The following is a 14641-nucleotide window of genomic DNA, read 5'->3' as shown; positions in this document are numbered from 1 at the left end:
CTGACCCTGAATCTCTTTATTTCTCTGGCTTTTGGCTTTATTCAGCAAACCCTAAGTAGTGTTTTGAGAATTATTACTTATCCAAGTCGGGTCAATTACTTATCCAAGTCGGGTCAATTACTTCTCCATCATTGTTGACTAGCCAAGCATGGGATACGGCTATAGAAACATTGCTATTAATAGCAAAGCCTTCACAATAATTGAGTTGTGGGTAGTTCCATAATGCTTGGTAGCAGTTTTTAAAGCATGATTTTGGTTCTCCTTTAAATGGAGATTTAATCTGTTTCTCAAAAGGTATGCCATTTGCTAAAAGGAGACTTTGTATACTTTTGTGTTTAAATTCACAACGAGTGTTAACTTTGTCAATGAAATCTGCTTGCTCTTTTAATATTGCTGGTAAAATTTCTAATTTATTACTCATTGAGTTAAAAGCCTTGTGTTTCTAATTGTTTGAGTTTTTTTAATTTCCGATTCAACAGCGCTGCATCGCTTTCTAGTTCACCATTATCATCCGTTTCTCGTTCATCTTCCAGCCACTTAAGTAGTTCAGGTTTGGGATTAAATGACATTGTAGGATATTTCGTATCATCTGGCTTTTGGGGTTGAGCAACTACATCATCTCCCCATTCTTCCAATATTTTCTGATAGCGTGATTTTCTAGACTTAGGTTCTGCAATATCTGGCATAACTTCAATTTTGAGATAGCCTCCTTTGCTTTGGAACTGCCAACGCCTGTTATACCTATCAAAATATTTTTTTGCACCTCGTTCGGTCTTCCATCGCTTGCACCAATGTAAGTTTTTATGGATAAAAGCACATTCAGTATCGCAACTAAATGTGTACAACCAACCTAAAGGCTTATCTTCTTTGCTGTAGCAACGGTATCCGAGGTACATTTTTAAGGTGATAAAATAATTATTGTGTTGTGAGATATCCTTTAATTAAGACGATTGGCAACAACCTCTATAAATTTTGCTATTTCTTCAGAACTAGCATCCCCTTTAGGAATAATAGATATCAAAGTCAAAGGATGGTTATTCAGTATTTTCCCTACATGAAGCGGAAGTGTAGCACAAGTACATCCGTTTATTTCTGTCTTAACTTCTAGTCCGGTTAACGCTAATTTATTACTATAAAAATCTAAAATTGCTTTTAACCTTTGTTTGCCATCAATAACTTTGTATGTATGATATGAAGTCTCGTAAAGAAGAATTGGCATTACAGGGAAATTAATGATGAAAGATTCAATTAATTTTGACTTTTTCACATCGTCCCAATCTCTAGCAGACTGACTATAATTATCAATCGTCATGTAGTTAGGATTTGACCTGATATTTTCAACTAAGGCTGGTAACTTTATCCTGTCAAGTTCTTGAAGTAATCTATCTTGACCGGATGCATATTTGGCATAAATTTGTGAATCTGTCATCATGATAATTCCTTTCCACCCATGACTATAACTGGCTCAATCCAAACTAATTTTCTTTGCTGTCTACCTTCTCCGTAAGGCTGGTTGCGTATAAAGCCTCTGCGCCAATGGACACTCTTAGTACCATGTGTACCACTACTGCCTTCACTGCTTTGCGTACTTTCACGTTTGAGTCGATATCCTTTTCCAATCCAAAGCGGCTGGTAGAAATCTTGAGCTTGGTCTTTACCAAATCCTTTGTTAACCCTGACTACCTCACTTGTTGTATCTACTAGCTCAGGGCGGCACTCCATAATCAACATTAGCCGCAAGAAAATTGCTTGTAAATATTGGTTAAATTCTTCAACTATCAGTGGATTGAAATCACTAGCATCAGTATATCTAACTTTTCCTAAATTATCGTTAGTTTTAAATCGGCGGCAGAAGTAACTAGACCCATCGGTTGCTGTCCAGTACAGCAAGTTTTTAGCTGTGTCATGATGCCAAAAAATTGCATTAATACTGCGTTTCTCTGGGGACATAACTACACCATTGGGCAGCAAAAAAAATCCTGTTTTCATTGCCCATTGCAAACTTTCAACTTCAACATTTAAATCAGATTGCATCAGTGCCGTCAATAAATCTTCACCCACCCAGTAAGCAGGACATTTAGCTTCGCCTACTCTGAAAAGTGTGTAAAAAGTAACGTTTCTGGAATCTTTAAAATTGCTTGCTAGTTGATGTTCAATGTATTTTTCATTGATTGAAAAGTAGACATCAGCAACATGACCGCAAAGCTTTTCATAACTTTCGTAACCATCTACAGACAAGGTAGGACGAATAACAATTTGTTTATACCAACTTTTTGGCTTTTTCATCATGGCTTGCTGCTCAACCACGTTCTGCAACTTTGAGTTCATTTTCCACTTCTTCAATAGCTGCTTCTGCCATTGTTATCAAAAAATGAACTCGAGGATTTTTAGAATTAAAAATATCTATATTTTCTTCAATTACCCAGCCATGAATTTTGGCAAAACGTCGTACTAATTTTTCAATTAAGCTGTAGCGTTGAAAATAGCCTAATTCTGTTTTGATAGTCGCTTTTTTTGGCATATTACATACTCGCTTTGATTACCAGGGTAAGTTATATCCTACTTTACCGTAAGACAAGGCACGCTCATTTAAGTATTAAATTTATGCAGCACGCCGCAAAAATTCCTTTCGATGCCATTGTAGTGAATCTTGTCTTGGATAATACTGCTGCTGACTGGGTAAGATAATGCGATCGCCCATAAATTCGCGCATTGGTTTAGCGTGTGGTGACACCTCTCGTAAGCTGTCAGAGACGATGATACTGTAATCATCATCAATAGTGAACCAAAAGCGGTCAAATGCCCAATGATGATTCTTGCACAGCGATAGCCCGTTATCAATGCGGTCATCGTAGAACTGGGAAAATGGTTTGATGTGTGACCCGTCTACAATATTCTGATTGAGTGAGTCGAGTACCTGTAACCCGCAAAAGGCGCAAGTGTGGTTGTAAGTTGAAACAACGATTTTACGGAATGTACCATCCCGCACAATTACAGCTTGCTCATCTTCTAATTCCTCTGGCTGGTAGACTTTGCCGCCGGAACGTTGCAACTGGTCTTGTAGTTCAGCAAAGGCGTTAACTTGCAGCAGCTGCTCTATGTCTTGGGTTTTGTCACTAAACCAAGAATTAATCAGTGTGTGAGTTAGTACAGTGCGATTGCTCTCGTTTTGCAGCAGCTGCCACAGTTGCTCATCAAGGTAAGCGTACTCTACAGTTTCTCTAATGGTGCTGGGAGTCCTGATTTTTACTTTGGCAGCAATCAGCGATTCAAACCCCAGTTTCATTTGATAGTGCCAAAATCCATCATTTGTGAGGTGGTAAAAAGGCAGTCCAATATCAGGTTTGCGTACTGGTTCTAAATGACTCCACAGTTTAAGAAATGTGGCAATGAGTTCAGCAGAGAGAGGAATTTGGTTTCGCTTAATCTCCCCCTGGCTCACCAACTCAATGATTGACAGCAACAAAATGGGTTTATTCGGTGCAACACCACCAGAACGAGATACCCTGAGATTAATGAACTTATTGACGTAGTAGGCAAGGTTTTTAATCATCTATGACCCTGAAAGAATACAGATGTACACGTAATGCATTATACAGTCACAACTGCACAGGTCGAGATGATCTTAGGGAACGTCAGGGGCATTATATTTGGGCAATCAACGAAGAAGCTGCATGGCAGGAAATGGCACGACGATATCCACAAGAAACAGAGGCAGGGTTTACAGTTCACGATTGGGAAAGCTTTAACGTTACCGTAGTCGAAATTAAACGTGATGAAAATGGCGATATTATAGAGTAGCGATGAAAACAAAAGTTTGGATTGACAAATCTGCATGGGCAGACGGTGAATGGCAACAAGAACCTGACAGAATTGAATGGGTTTATCTGGGATTCCCTTGTTTAATGGTCAGACAAGACATAGGATTTTGGTCTGGGTATGTGGGTATTCCCCCAACTCATCCTTATTATGGTAAGGATATGGAAGATGATGAATTAAGGTTCATTCAAGTTCATGGACAAATTACATTGTCTGAAGCATCTCACCAAAGTGATGAACCCAGAGCAGTTTGTCATCAATTATTACCGAAAACTGATGATTATTGGTGGTTAGGGTTTGATTGTGGTCATAGTCAAGATATTTTTCCACTTATCTTAACTGTTTACAATTTTCAAAATACTGCATCATATAAAAATTTAGAATTTGTCAAAAATCAAGTTGAATATTTGGCACAGCAATTAAGTACCTTGAAAACAGAATAGATTATGTCATCAGGCAGCATCATTATCAGCACAATTCTCAAGCATGATACAAAAGTAACAAGCTACAAAATCGCTTTGTTACGTGCCATTAATGATGTTGTCCTCAGCTTCCCTGACTTGCGGAACCAGAGTGTGGATGTAGCTGTGCCTTTGCGGGTGCTGGCTCAGTTTTGGGTTGCTTATTACTGGCCTTTTGTCAAACCAAGCGAACCCATTTTGCAAGGGCAACGAGCAACACTTGATGGTCAATTGCGAAATGATATGTCGTTTCGCCCTCAACTAGAGATATTACGCTGTGAATGGGAATTAAGTATGGGTGGAACCTCAAAACCCAGCGACGGTTTTTATCTCATCAACGAAATGAGAATCCCACGCAAATATCAAAGCTACTCAAAACCTTTACAGAAAGCCTATCAATCTGCTCTAACTGCTATTAGTAAAGCAATTGAGCAGCCAGTTAAATATGCAGGAATTGGACATTGGAGTGTATTTGATAAACCCTTAAAGTATGCAGAACTTAGCACTCAAGTGGTAGCAATTCCCGGCACTAAATCCCAGGATAAATGTTTAGTAATTAATGCTGATTTATGGCAAACATTTCAAGAAATGTCGTTATGGATTGAAGCACTTTGCATTCATGAATGGTGTTTGTTTACAGAAAAAGTACAACAACAAAATCACCAAAAAGTGCATCGAGGTGTTATTTATCATCTGCTAACAGATAGACCTAACAACCGCCGACCTTTAACGTGGGAACGCAACAATGTAGATTTACTCTTAATGGAAGGAACAGAGTTTGTTTGCCCGTGGACACAAAAGCACATTTCTTATGGTATCCGGTACGATTTAGACCACCTTTTACCCGTATCTCTCTACCCTATTAACGAACTCTGGAACTTAGTACCTGCTGACCCTAATTTTAATTCACACACCAAGCGCGATCGCTTACCTTCTCAAGTAAAATTACAACAGGCTCAACCCTCTTTAGAGTTGGCTTACAGAAATTATAGTATATCTGCTCCACTTTCTCTAGCACTGCAAGAAGATGTGGCTGTTAGATTTGCTACTGTCTTTGGTAAGACTACTTCTTTTCCTAGTCTATTATCAGATGCTGTTATTGACCTGATCGAGACTTTTGCTGAATCTCGGAACTTAGCTCGGTTTTGATCATAAATATTGATAACTATGGTGAATTAAGCAGATTCTTCTTGCCACCACTTAGAATTAATCAACTCTACTTGTGAAACCTCATAATTGCGGCAAGTTTCTAGGTCAACTTTCACTCCTTTAATAGAACGCACAGCAACACTTGACAGAGAATACACCTTGTTGTCTGGAGTGCTAGAGTTGGAAAGGGTGGTCAACACTTCCATTGGAGTTAAGCTGGCGTTGAGAGCTACCACGAATGGTTTTAGGTTCATCCAATGCAATGTTGCACTAGTAGACCAAGTTGTTGAAGCTTGTTGATGACACTCTTTATAGTTCAACTCAAAAGCGTCACGGGCTTGCTTTTGGGTAGAGTAAGTTAATAAACCGTTGTTACTAGGATTGAGGGGTAAGTATGCTCCCTCTATGGTGTCAAAGATAACAAAATAGTTTTGCTTGGTTTCCATTGTTTTGTTAAATTGTCAAGCTTGATTTCCGCAAGATTAATTAAAAGTAAAATATTGTATTTTGCGATTATGCGATTAATTAAATTGCAGGATATTATATTTTAGCAAATCCATTAAGATAAATGTTACGAATACAATATAAAATTTTTGTTATTTCTAGCTTATATGAAAACATATCAACTCAGCTTACTAAACTGGTGATAGGAAAGTTATATCAAAGCCTAATCGCATCTGTTTTATAGTTGATCACTTTTTCATTTATTAAACTTCCAACTCTTGTAGTAACGCCTCGTTTATCCTTTGTGCCTCTTCTCCACTGGTTTCTACTACATTAAAGGCTTCTCTGACTGCTGCTTTTACTCTAATCGGTAATGCTTCAAATTTATCGTGGTTGAGTATAGAAATTCGGCAGCCAGTGTAGGGCATAAAATCAACAAATGGCTGCATTCCACATTTTATCAAAAGTTTGGATAATAACGTGATGGGATGGTAGGGTTTATCGTTGTCTGAAGTGCTGTTAATTTCAGAGGCAAAGTAACCACACAACCAACTGAGGCTATCAATATCTTGTGCTAAAGCTGTTAATGTACTTTTTAACACCCGTTCATTGAGCTTTACAGGCAGATTGTCAAAAATTTTGTCTAATGCTTCTGGGTGTCGCTTGTGGCACGAATGCACAGCAGATTTTACAAGTTTATCGATTTTTGTAGGTTGGCGTTGCCCAAATCCTTTGCCAGACATAGTGTTAACAGCGATATTAGCTAAACTCGAACGATTTGAAATAATATGAAGTTGTCAGTTAACATAACTAACTTGACTGTCAGGTAAGTTTTCTGCTAATCCCGATGGAAACCATTGTTGGTACTGTTCCTCTCCAAACTTATTCACTAACCATTCTTTCACTTGTTGCAAATTATCAAAGCTGGCGATTGTGGGGGAAGTTTCAGGCATAAAGTCAATTGCCAATTTCCCGTAGTGAGCGGGGTTGTCGGTTCTATAAATGGTAGGAGGTATAGATATATCAATATCAATATCAATAAATTCCATTGCAAACACCATAGTAGTAAGGGTAATGTTTGGATTATAAGATAATCATTACTGCTGTATCCAGCAGTTTCTCAAGTAATTTTCTTGCTCCTCAGCCTCTAGTGGTTATGAATAACGACATTGTAATTTTTGTTATCAGTGCTGGTCTGCTGATTATGTATCTAGTGTTCTCGGCATTAACTGAAATGGGGACAAAGTTACCTTGGAAGAAGTAGAGGGTCAGATAGTGTAATGTCTGCGGTGAATGCTTGCCTGCTAGAATGCACAAACACTATCACAATGAGGAGTGCAAAACCAAATTTTACAAGGCATTCTAGAGTTAAACCTAGAAACCATTTTGGTTTATGACAATCTCTTTAAATCACACTATAGTTCCTGCCCATGATAAAGAAGCATCAGCACAGTTTTTTGCCCAAATTTTTGGTTTAAAAGTCGAAGTTGCTGGTCACTTTGCTGCTGTGCGAGTTAATGACACACTCACATTGGATTTTGATGATAGAGAAACATTTGAGTCTCATCATTATGCTTTTCAGGTTAGCGATGCAGAATTTGATACTATCTTTGCCAGAATCAAACAAGCTGAACTTGAATATAGTAGCGACCCTATGCACCACAATCAAGGTGAAATTAACCATAGAAAAGGAGGTCGTGGTTTTTATTTCTACGACCCAAATGGCCATAACTTGGAACTGTTGACCTGTGATTAGGCGAAAATCAACTTACCGTACACAAAGCTTTCTCAAGACGGCGGGTAAATTCGGATGAGCGATCGCAACTCAGAATCAGTTGCTCCATTGCCCGCGTCATGGCGACATACATTAAACGTGCCTCATCTGCTAAAACTTGGTTTTGATTAGGCAGATAGCCAACACCAGGGATGCAAACCACCGGAAACTCTAACCCTTTGGATGAGTGCATAGTTATAAGTTTGATACTTTCTTCATCAGGGTGATAGTTGCGGCTGTCACTATCGGCATTTACCCACTCAATGGGGATTTGCATTTTTTGGAAGTCTTGGTAGATGCGATCGCCCATAAATCTCAGGCGATAAATTATGGCTATTTCGTTCCAGGCTGTACCACGCTCATGTAACTGTTGCACTCGTTGGGCGAGGTAATCTACCTCATGCTGAAAACTGGGGAGTTTAATTAAATCTGGCATTGCTCCTTGACGACCTGCACTGGTAGGTTGCACCAATACCACTTGGTCATCATCCCCGGTGGTGGGTGTCATCACTTCCTTTGCAAATTCATAGGCTACCCCTAACACCTGTTCTGTATTGCGGTAATTGAGTTTTAGTATAGTAGTGCGTCCCTGCGCTTGGATGCCTACGCTTTTAAAGCTAAATTTCTTGTCGCGTTTTTCACCGTAGAGATTTTGGGCATCGTCATACAAGATGAGTAATGAGTTAGTTTCAGGATTGACCATTTGTGCAATCAACTTTAACCACTCTGGTTTAAAGTCGTGGCCTTCATCTAGCATCACCGCGCCATAAGTGCCAGCCGGGATTAATTTGGCATCAACGGCTTTAATTACTCGGTTTACCAGTTCTTCTATATAAACTTCACCTTGATACTCTCTAGAATCAGGTCTGGGAATGTTGTATTTCTTGAGTAGCTCCATACACCACCCATGAAAATGTCGAACTTTGACCCGACTGATTTTGTTCGGGTCTTGAATCATTTGGCGGAGTTTGGCAGCAAGGGAGACGTTAAAGCACAGTACCAAAATGGGTTTATTGCTGACTTGTGTAAGATGTTGACAACGAAAACCTAAAATCATGGTTTTACCTGAACCCGCTACACCATGAATTACCCGATGTCCATCACCTAAACTGCGGGCTAATTGTTCCTGTTGCAAGTCCATGATTTGCAGAATATCTGGAATTTGCAGCTGCGGTGGTTTTTGGGTGGTGTCGTCTACATCAAATAAAGATAACTGTTTGGCAGTAATGCGTAAGTCGGGGAAGATATGCCACCGGATTCTATCAATTTGGCTACTGGTGAGTGTCTTGCCAAATTGATATGCTGATAAATCCCAAAGTCGTTGCTGAAATTCTCCGGCATCTGTGCTAGGTAACATCTCATCTTTGCAAATAACTAAATGTTCCTCAAACACTGCTGGTAGTTCACTTTCGTTGAATGCTTTGCGGGTAATGTTGGGGAAAACCACACCGTAACCATAAGGAATGACCAGCTTACCTTGATAGTTACCTTCTGGCTGCACCAGGGCGGGGTCTTTTTCTAAAACCTTGTTGATTGCTAGAGCATAATCTCTGGCTTGTTGTAATGGGTGCTTAACTTCTTTCACCCCGTTCTCAGTAATTATAGTGACTGTGGAAGGGTTGATATTTTGAATAGTCTCTAGTTTCCAGTCTTTGACTTCTAGAATAAATAAGCCCCGGCTGGGGTGCAGCACTATGAAATCGGGGTGCAACTGCTTTTTCCCCACTGGCACGTCATACCACAGTAAGTAATCATCATCTAGTTTTTCCTCCATGCGCTGCGCTAACCTCCTCTCGCCAGGGGTCATCCTCATTGAGCAACTATTAAATGAAGGAATTAGTGTGGCCATCGTAATTACAATAATTCATAGGGGATAACATGAGCGATCACTATATTTAGCTTATTTCTGATACTGTATTGCTCTTTTATGAATTAAGGAATAGGGATTCAGGGATCAATTCCCCATTTCAGAAAGAGGTTTGGAGAAGGCTTAATTATATGCACCCAACCAAGGACCCAAGGGATTATCTGGCATATCACGAGTGTGTACTTCTGTTTTGTAAATTTGAAATCCTCGTGATTGATAGTTAGTTAAAGCGTGAGGGCTATCTAAACTACAAGTACGCAACCATAAACGCTTTGCGCCCATTGCCCATGCTCTTTCTACACCTACACTAAGTAAATGTCCACCCAATCGCTTACCAATAAATTGTTTAAGAATACCAAAGTAAACAATTTCTACATTATTATTGGGCTGTAATTCCAGTTCTAGATAACCAAACGGTGTCCCAGAACAGTAAGCTACCCAAGTTTCTAATTCTGGGCGTTCAAGATAAGTTAACCAGTGTTCATAATTCCAATTTAAACGATCAACCCAATACCAATCACCACCTACACTTCTATAAAAAAAGCGGTTAAATTCTGGTGAAGGAATTTTGACTTGCTCAATTCTCAATGGATAGTCCCCTGGTGGAACTGAACAGAGTTGTTCAGGATTAAGCATTTCTAGATAGTAAGTAGTTATTTTAACAAGTGACATTTTACTGAAATTTACTTAATTTACCAATTCTAAGATTTGGTAAAAGCAATACCTAAAATCGGCTGCACTTACGCTTATTCTTAATTTAAAAATGGGAGCAATGGTGACAAGAGTATAGGGCGATCGCTTCCAATTGGTCACGGTCTTAATTGGTAGGATTGTTACTGTCCAGGAGAATTTAACGCAACTAGCAGTAGACAGCATTAAATTCAACAGCTTTTAAAGGAGTCATACAAACCCCTTTTCCAACAATTCAATGCCTTGGTCTGTGATTTTGTGTCTTTGACCTGAACCTTCTACAACTCTGCACCAACTCTCAGTAATCAATGTGACTTGGGTTTCTTGGAGTTCCAACCAATAACTAAACCCGCCATACATTCCGGGAATTGAAAACCAATGTTTCTCTTGTTCAGAGTTAGCGATAGGGGCTAATTTGGGAAGTTCTAGGTTTTGACTGTCAATTAAATCCCCGGCGCGTTTTCTCATAAGTTCATGAAAGTGATGTTCAATTTGTAGCAGGGTTTGCTCTGGTATTTGTTGCATAAGATACTGCATTGCCCCTTTATGAATTAAGGAATAGGAATTTTGACTTGCTCAATTCTCAATGGACGGTGATGCCATATATTCTTTAATAAGAAATATTTACAATCTTGTGAAACGCTTATGGATTAAAGTCTAGAGAAGAGTAGACCCGTCTGACCTCGCCCACTAGCCAACTCCCCGGTCGGCAGATGTCCACGTGGTGCATTTGTACTAAAAGTGAAATCATCGTAGGATAGATTGGTTCTATTTCGTCTCCAACCCACGCGCTCAACTAGTTTTAGAAAAGTACCATAATCATAATGTTGTCCATTATATTTGCCTCCTAACTCAAGCCAAATTTGTTTTTGTACAGAGAAACCAAATTTACCATTGCTATATTTCAACCATAATTGATCCATGATTTGCAATTCTTTTCTCGGAAAATTTTGATAATCTTCCTTTGTTAACTCTCCTTCCTTTTCTCGTTTAGTTACTTTTTTCATCAATTCCCAAGTTTCTAAATCTGCATCTTTCCATTTTCCTGCTTGTAGTAAAGTTTCTAATTTTTGAAACATTACAGGTGTAGAGCTAGAAACAATAGAAGGTTCTGCTTGAGGAACAGCTAAAGATGAATTATTATTACTAGTATTTTGGGGATTTAAAGTGTTAATTGAATCAGTACAGCCAGCATCGCGTAACTTTTGCTTGGTCGCTGTGTTGAAGTACCATGTATTAAGTTTAGATGGATTGATTAAATAATATTTCTGATTTGAGTCACTAATAAAATCTCCAAAATTGTCATTATTTTGAAATAGCGTCAATGTCTGGTTTTCAATTCTAATATCTTTACCAGAAACTATACCAGTTTTTACATATTGATCATTTTCAGATATGCCAATTACACAAAGTTTATTAGCTACAGAAGAAGGCCAAAAAGAAATGGTAAGTTCTTTAGTATCAGGCCATCTCTGATTTTTCCAATATCCCAAAAAAGGTGCGATAGTTTTATTTTTTTTAGCCCAATCTTGTCGAAATGCATTTATTTCACGCGTCTGTCTAACATTTGAGTTTTCCAAGTAATTCAATAATTGAGTAGCAACATCACGAGGTACTCCCTTATTAACTAAGCAATTAATATCTTGACAATTACCTTGGTTCCTTCCACCATCAATGATATTCCATTTCCCTGTAGTACGTCTAAAGGTGACGTTTCCACCATTTTGTCCATAAAAATAACTTAAAATAGCATAGTTATTAATAATAGATATATCTCCAACTGCACCCCAACCTTTTACTAAATTGAGAATAGCAGTAGTATCGTCAGTAGATGAATTATTGTTACTAATATTTTGGGAGTTTAAACTTGCAACTGAAGTAGTACAACCAGCAGCTTTAAATTGTTGAGCGAGTTGATTTTTTTGTGATGGTGAGGCATCGTATAAAGAATCAAGCATTTTTGTTAGTGGTTGCAGAGGTCTGGCATGATGGAAAGGAATATCATAATTGCGGACAAATCTGCCTTTCTCTAGTAATGCTGCTCCTAAGAAATTTCCTTCTTTAAATAGCAAACCTCCATTATTTTTTCTAATCACTCCATTAAATAATACACCTGTATTTAATGTACCTGTACCTCCTTCTTGTACAACCACACAAACGCGTCCTTTGGTGTTTGAAGGGTAAATATATCTACCACTTTCGTAACCACGCCATGCACCCATAAAAGGTGCTAATTGTGGTTCAATTTTTGACCAAGCACGTACAAATGATTCTCTCTCATTTTTTTCTGCTTGAGTACGTCTATCCTCAACATAACTAGCAGCAATACTATTATTTTGACCATACCTGATTGATTCTTGAAGTTCTTGACGTAATCTGTTAATTTCAGCATTTGTTGGTTGTCGAGTTTGGGCTAATACCGATAATTGATTAGCTGCTACAGTAGCTAAACTGAATCCTAAAATAAACAGCGATCGCATTGCTGGAGGTAAGCATTCTAATTTCATTGATTATTCCCTCATTTGTTGATTTCTAGAAATTGTCTGTAAATGTTATTCTTTGTACTTATCTAAGCAATCAGACACCAAGACTGGTGAACCTGTATAACAAACCCATTCATCGTTAGGACCACAGCCACGTCCTACAGCTTGGCAAAGACGTACTAAAGTATTTTCCCCAACTATTCCATCTACTGCTAGAACTGGCATAAATTCACTACCTTTAATGGTGCGGTAATCTTTCTGAAACTTAATTACAGATTGTTCTACTTCAGAGTTAAAAACAGTTGTACTTTGACCTTTGTAATAACCAGCTTTTTTTAAATCTTCGACCAAAATTTTAATTAATTCTCCAGAATTACCACGCTTAAAACAATAGGGAGTTGGAGCTTCTTTTGTGACAGATTTACATTTGGAATAACCTGCTTTGGCTTCTAGGTTAGTGCTGACAATACAAGCTGTGGTTATCACTGCGGTTAAGAATAATCGTTTTAGTTTCATGGTTTCTTATAATAAGTTTGGGAGTTTTGGGAATAGCGATCGCTCTATTTCCCCTTGACTTTATTTCATCTAAGAATCGGGTATTAAGTTCTCAATTCATGTACACGCTGCCATTCCTCTTGTGTCACCTTGTAGTTTGTGCAGTTCGGCTGACGAATCACCATCAGAGTTTTCAGCACAGGGTCAAGCTTGAGGTCTTCCCTTAGCAGTGGCTTTTCTATCAACTTGCTGGTAAAGCGAATCTTAGCCCAAGGTTTAACATCAATGCGGCTGGTATCTATCCAGTAGCCGATATCAGGGAGGTTAGTAATAATCTTGGGTGACTCGATAATTTCTGCGATCGCATATACTCCCGCCTTATCCCCAGCTTTCCAAATCAGCACCCCATCCCCAGGGCTAATTTCTTTGGCATAACGTGTGACAAGCCAGGGCATCTGCTCAAAGTCGCGGATACCGTCTATGATGCGGTAATATTTGGGGTTGCCCTGAAATAGCCAGTAAGTCATGAAATTTCCTTTAAGAATAAGAATTTGCTGGGGATGAGGTGGGGCGATCGCATACTGTTGGGGTTGCTGTTTAATTTAGAAATTATGGGTTTATCAAGATAACTGCGTATCTGAATCTGGTAATTCTAGTCCCCCTAATGAATCCAACAATAAATGGTTTAACTCATTCTTAGAACCCTTATAAGAATAATGAACTAAATACAATGATTTTTTAGCCCTAGTCAAAGCAACATAAGTTAAGTTCATTTCTTGTTCTGTTTGCCATTCTTGGGTACATTTATAGGTAAATGGTAGTAAATTTGAGCCTAAAAGCCACACTACTTCTGCTTCATCTCCTTTTATTCCCCAAAATAGTGTGCTTTGATTGGCTGGGGTTTCCAAACCAAAATATTCAATCATTTTATAGATATCATCTACATTTAAAGGCGTTAAAGTTCTCATCGCGTATTGTGAAATTTCTCGAATGATCCGAGTGAACTGTTTAATTTCTGCCTTGCCTTGGTGAGATAATTCATCAAAAAATGGTGGTGGAACTACCCACTTGTTTGCTAGATTTTCAATAGTTAAAATTTTGTGATCATGTTCATATTCACTGCGAGAATTAATAATTTTTGCTGACACCTCTTTAGCAATTTGATTATATTTATTTTCTGAGATATCAAGTTTATTACCTTGAAAATAACTTATTAATAAAGAATATCCAAATCCATGAGCAGTGTTGATAGTAACTCGACCACTGGGAATTACTGGATCATTTTTGAGCTTGTCTGCTATATGACGATTGAATGCCATGATTGCTATTTTATTTGTGGCGGGTAATGCAGCAATTAACCCCCGAATTGAGGAAGTTTTGCCAGAACCAGCAACAGCTTCAACCGCAGAAATGTTGAATCTCGTTACAAAACTTTACATATTCAGGTATAGTAGTTTTA

The 14641-nt window shown here is 38.5% G+C and carries 19 protein-coding genes; 3 read left to right on the top strand and 16 right to left on the bottom strand.

The genetic code is table 11. The features are described from left to right. Positions 1 to 91 precede the first annotated feature (91 nt). From ACM0OP_RS21705 to ACM0OP_RS21680, 6 genes are all read right to left on the bottom strand, one after another. On the bottom strand, positions 92 to 421 hold the full coding sequence (locus ACM0OP_RS21705) for a hypothetical protein (RefSeq protein ID WP_414530487.1): 330 nt from the start codon (positions 419 to 421) through the stop codon (positions 92 to 94). Between the two features lie 4 nt (positions 422 to 425). After that, positions 426 to 896 (bottom strand): hypothetical protein, encoded by a 471-nt coding sequence (locus tag ACM0OP_RS21700; protein WP_414530486.1) that lies wholly within the window; start codon positions 894 to 896, stop codon positions 426 to 428. A gap of 41 nt (positions 897 to 937) precedes the next feature. Then, positions 938 to 1432 (bottom strand): DUF262 domain-containing protein, encoded by a 495-nt coding sequence (locus tag ACM0OP_RS21695; protein ID WP_414530485.1) that lies wholly within the window; start codon positions 1430 to 1432, stop codon positions 938 to 940. Further along, positions 1429 to 2328, bottom strand: a complete 900-nt coding sequence (locus ACM0OP_RS21690; RefSeq protein ID WP_414530484.1) for a hypothetical protein — start codon at positions 2326 to 2328, stop codon at positions 1429 to 1431. Before ACM0OP_RS21690 ends, ACM0OP_RS21695 begins: the two co-directional genes overlap by 4 nt. Beyond that, positions 2300 to 2521: a hypothetical protein gene (locus ACM0OP_RS21685; RefSeq protein ID WP_414530483.1), complete on the bottom strand. Its 222-nt coding sequence runs from the start codon at positions 2519 to 2521 to the stop codon at positions 2300 to 2302. Before ACM0OP_RS21685 ends, ACM0OP_RS21690 begins: the two co-directional genes overlap by 29 nt. 81 nt (positions 2522 to 2602) lie before the next feature. Continuing rightward, positions 2603 to 3553, bottom strand: a complete 951-nt coding sequence (locus ACM0OP_RS21680) for an HNH endonuclease (protein WP_414530482.1) — start codon at positions 3551 to 3553, stop codon at positions 2603 to 2605. A gap of 250 nt (positions 3554 to 3803) precedes the next feature. Here ACM0OP_RS21680 and ACM0OP_RS21675 point away from each other — a divergent pair, with 250 nt between their 5' ends. Continuing rightward, entirely contained in the window at positions 3804 to 4262 is a 459-nt protein-coding gene (locus tag ACM0OP_RS21675; protein WP_414530481.1) for a hypothetical protein, read from the top strand. A gap of 3 nt (positions 4263 to 4265) precedes the next feature. Further along, positions 4266 to 5429, top strand: coding sequence for an HNH endonuclease domain-containing protein (locus ACM0OP_RS21670; RefSeq protein WP_414530480.1), 1164 nt, complete (start codon positions 4266 to 4268; stop codon positions 5427 to 5429). A 26-nt stretch (positions 5430 to 5455) separates the two neighbouring features. Here the strand turns inward: ACM0OP_RS21670 and ACM0OP_RS21665 are convergent, their stop codons facing one another. The 3 genes from ACM0OP_RS21665 to ACM0OP_RS21655 all read right to left on the bottom strand — a co-directional run bounded on the left by ACM0OP_RS21665 (position 5456) and on the right by ACM0OP_RS21655 (position 6922). Further along, complete coding sequence (locus tag ACM0OP_RS21665; RefSeq protein WP_414530479.1) at positions 5456 to 5875, bottom strand: hypothetical protein; 420 nt, start codon at positions 5873 to 5875, stop codon at positions 5456 to 5458. 261 nt (positions 5876 to 6136) lie between these two features. Continuing rightward, positions 6137 to 6616, bottom strand: coding sequence for a hypothetical protein (locus tag ACM0OP_RS21660; protein ID WP_414530478.1), 480 nt, complete (start codon positions 6614 to 6616; stop codon positions 6137 to 6139). Positions 6617 to 6670: 54 nt separating this feature from the next. Further along, entirely contained in the window at positions 6671 to 6922 is a 252-nt protein-coding gene (locus ACM0OP_RS21655; RefSeq protein WP_414530477.1) for a hypothetical protein, read from the bottom strand. A gap of 344 nt (positions 6923 to 7266) precedes the next feature. Here ACM0OP_RS21655 and ACM0OP_RS21650 point away from each other — a divergent pair, with 344 nt between their 5' ends. Next, positions 7267 to 7629: a VOC family protein gene (locus ACM0OP_RS21650; RefSeq protein WP_414530476.1), complete on the top strand. Its 363-nt coding sequence runs from the start codon at positions 7267 to 7269 to the stop codon at positions 7627 to 7629. A 7-nt stretch (positions 7630 to 7636) separates the two neighbouring features. Here ACM0OP_RS21650 and ACM0OP_RS21645 read toward each other — a convergent pair whose 3' ends face one another. The 7 genes from ACM0OP_RS21645 to ACM0OP_RS21615 all read right to left on the bottom strand — a co-directional run bounded on the left by ACM0OP_RS21645 (position 7637) and on the right by ACM0OP_RS21615 (position 14501). Further along, positions 7637 to 9454: a DEAD/DEAH box helicase gene (locus ACM0OP_RS21645; protein ID WP_414530488.1), complete on the bottom strand. Its 1818-nt coding sequence runs from the start codon at positions 9452 to 9454 to the stop codon at positions 7637 to 7639. Between the two features lie 183 nt (positions 9455 to 9637). Further along, positions 9638 to 10186: a GNAT family N-acetyltransferase gene (locus ACM0OP_RS21640; protein WP_414530475.1), complete on the bottom strand. Its 549-nt coding sequence runs from the start codon at positions 10184 to 10186 to the stop codon at positions 9638 to 9640. Between the two features lie 228 nt (positions 10187 to 10414). Then, entirely contained in the window at positions 10415 to 10729 is a 315-nt protein-coding gene (locus ACM0OP_RS21635) for a hypothetical protein (RefSeq protein WP_414530474.1), read from the bottom strand. Positions 10730 to 10854: 125 nt separating this feature from the next. Next, complete coding sequence (locus ACM0OP_RS21630; protein WP_414530473.1) at positions 10855 to 12684, bottom strand: GUN4 domain-containing protein; 1830 nt, start codon at positions 12682 to 12684, stop codon at positions 10855 to 10857. Between the two features lie 72 nt (positions 12685 to 12756). Continuing rightward, positions 12757 to 13203 (bottom strand): peptidoglycan-binding domain-containing protein, encoded by a 447-nt coding sequence (locus ACM0OP_RS21625; protein WP_414530472.1) that lies wholly within the window; start codon positions 13201 to 13203, stop codon positions 12757 to 12759. Positions 13204 to 13286: 83 nt separating this feature from the next. Beyond that, positions 13287 to 13709 (bottom strand): EVE domain-containing protein, encoded by a 423-nt coding sequence (locus ACM0OP_RS21620; RefSeq protein WP_414530471.1) that lies wholly within the window; start codon positions 13707 to 13709, stop codon positions 13287 to 13289. A 93-nt stretch (positions 13710 to 13802) separates the two neighbouring features. Then, positions 13803 to 14501 carry a 3'-5' exonuclease gene (locus ACM0OP_RS21615; protein WP_414530470.1) on the bottom strand — a complete coding sequence of 233 codons (699 nt, stop codon included), beginning with the start codon at positions 14499 to 14501 and terminating at the stop codon, positions 13803 to 13805. Positions 14502 to 14641: the final 140 nt, after the last annotated feature.

It is taken from the genome of Nodularia chucula CCY0103, assembly GCF_963923915.1.
GTDB classification, from domain to species: Bacteria; Cyanobacteriota; Cyanobacteriia; order Cyanobacteriales; family Nostocaceae; genus Nodularia; species Nodularia chucula.
Note: the sequence above shows the minus strand (reverse complement) of the source record. Positions and strands in the feature narration are given on the sequence as shown.

Coding starts and splice junctions, on each gene's coding strand:
- ACM0OP_RS21675 (WP_414530481.1), top strand. CDS start 3,804: ATGAAAACAAAAGTTTGGATTGACAAATCTGCATGGGCAGACGGTGAA.
- ACM0OP_RS21630 (WP_414530473.1), bottom strand. CDS start 12,684: ATGCGATCGCTGTTTATTTTAGGATTCAGTTTAGCTACTGTAGCAGCT.
- ACM0OP_RS21690 (WP_414530484.1), bottom strand. CDS start 2,328: ATGAACTCAAAGTTGCAGAACGTGGTTGAGCAGCAAGCCATGATGAAA.
- ACM0OP_RS21645 (WP_414530488.1), bottom strand. CDS start 9,454: ATGACCCCTGGCGAGAGGAGGTTAGCGCAGCGCATGGAGGAAAAACTA.
- ACM0OP_RS21685 (WP_414530483.1), bottom strand. CDS start 2,521: ATGCCAAAAAAAGCGACTATCAAAACAGAATTAGGCTATTTTCAACGC.
- ACM0OP_RS21665 (WP_414530479.1), bottom strand. CDS start 5,875: ATGGAAACCAAGCAAAACTATTTTGTTATCTTTGACACCATAGAGGGA.
- ACM0OP_RS21660 (WP_414530478.1), bottom strand. CDS start 6,616: ATGTCTGGCAAAGGATTTGGGCAACGCCAACCTACAAAAATCGATAAA.
- ACM0OP_RS21670 (WP_414530480.1), top strand. CDS start 4,266: ATGTCATCAGGCAGCATCATTATCAGCACAATTCTCAAGCATGATACA.
- ACM0OP_RS21655 (WP_414530477.1), bottom strand. CDS start 6,922: ATGGAATTTATTGATATTGATATTGATATATCTATACCTCCTACCATT.
- ACM0OP_RS21640 (WP_414530475.1), bottom strand. CDS start 10,186: ATGTCACTTGTTAAAATAACTACTTACTATCTAGAAATGCTTAATCCT.
- ACM0OP_RS21625 (WP_414530472.1), bottom strand. CDS start 13,203: ATGAAACTAAAACGATTATTCTTAACCGCAGTGATAACCACAGCTTGT.
- ACM0OP_RS21680 (WP_414530482.1), bottom strand. CDS start 3,553: ATGATTAAAAACCTTGCCTACTACGTCAATAAGTTCATTAATCTCAGG.
- ACM0OP_RS21650 (WP_414530476.1), top strand. CDS start 7,267: ATGACAATCTCTTTAAATCACACTATAGTTCCTGCCCATGATAAAGAA.
- ACM0OP_RS21705 (WP_414530487.1), bottom strand. CDS start 421: ATGAGTAATAAATTAGAAATTTTACCAGCAATATTAAAAGAGCAAGCA.
- ACM0OP_RS21615 (WP_414530470.1), bottom strand. CDS start 14,501: ATGGCATTCAATCGTCATATAGCAGACAAGCTCAAAAATGATCCAGTA.
- ACM0OP_RS21620 (WP_414530471.1), bottom strand. CDS start 13,709: ATGACTTACTGGCTATTTCAGGGCAACCCCAAATATTACCGCATCATA.
- ACM0OP_RS21695 (WP_414530485.1), bottom strand. CDS start 1,432: ATGATGACAGATTCACAAATTTATGCCAAATATGCATCCGGTCAAGAT.
- ACM0OP_RS21700 (WP_414530486.1), bottom strand. CDS start 896: ATGTACCTCGGATACCGTTGCTACAGCAAAGAAGATAAGCCTTTAGGT.
- ACM0OP_RS21635 (WP_414530474.1), bottom strand. CDS start 10,729: ATGCAACAAATACCAGAGCAAACCCTGCTACAAATTGAACATCACTTT.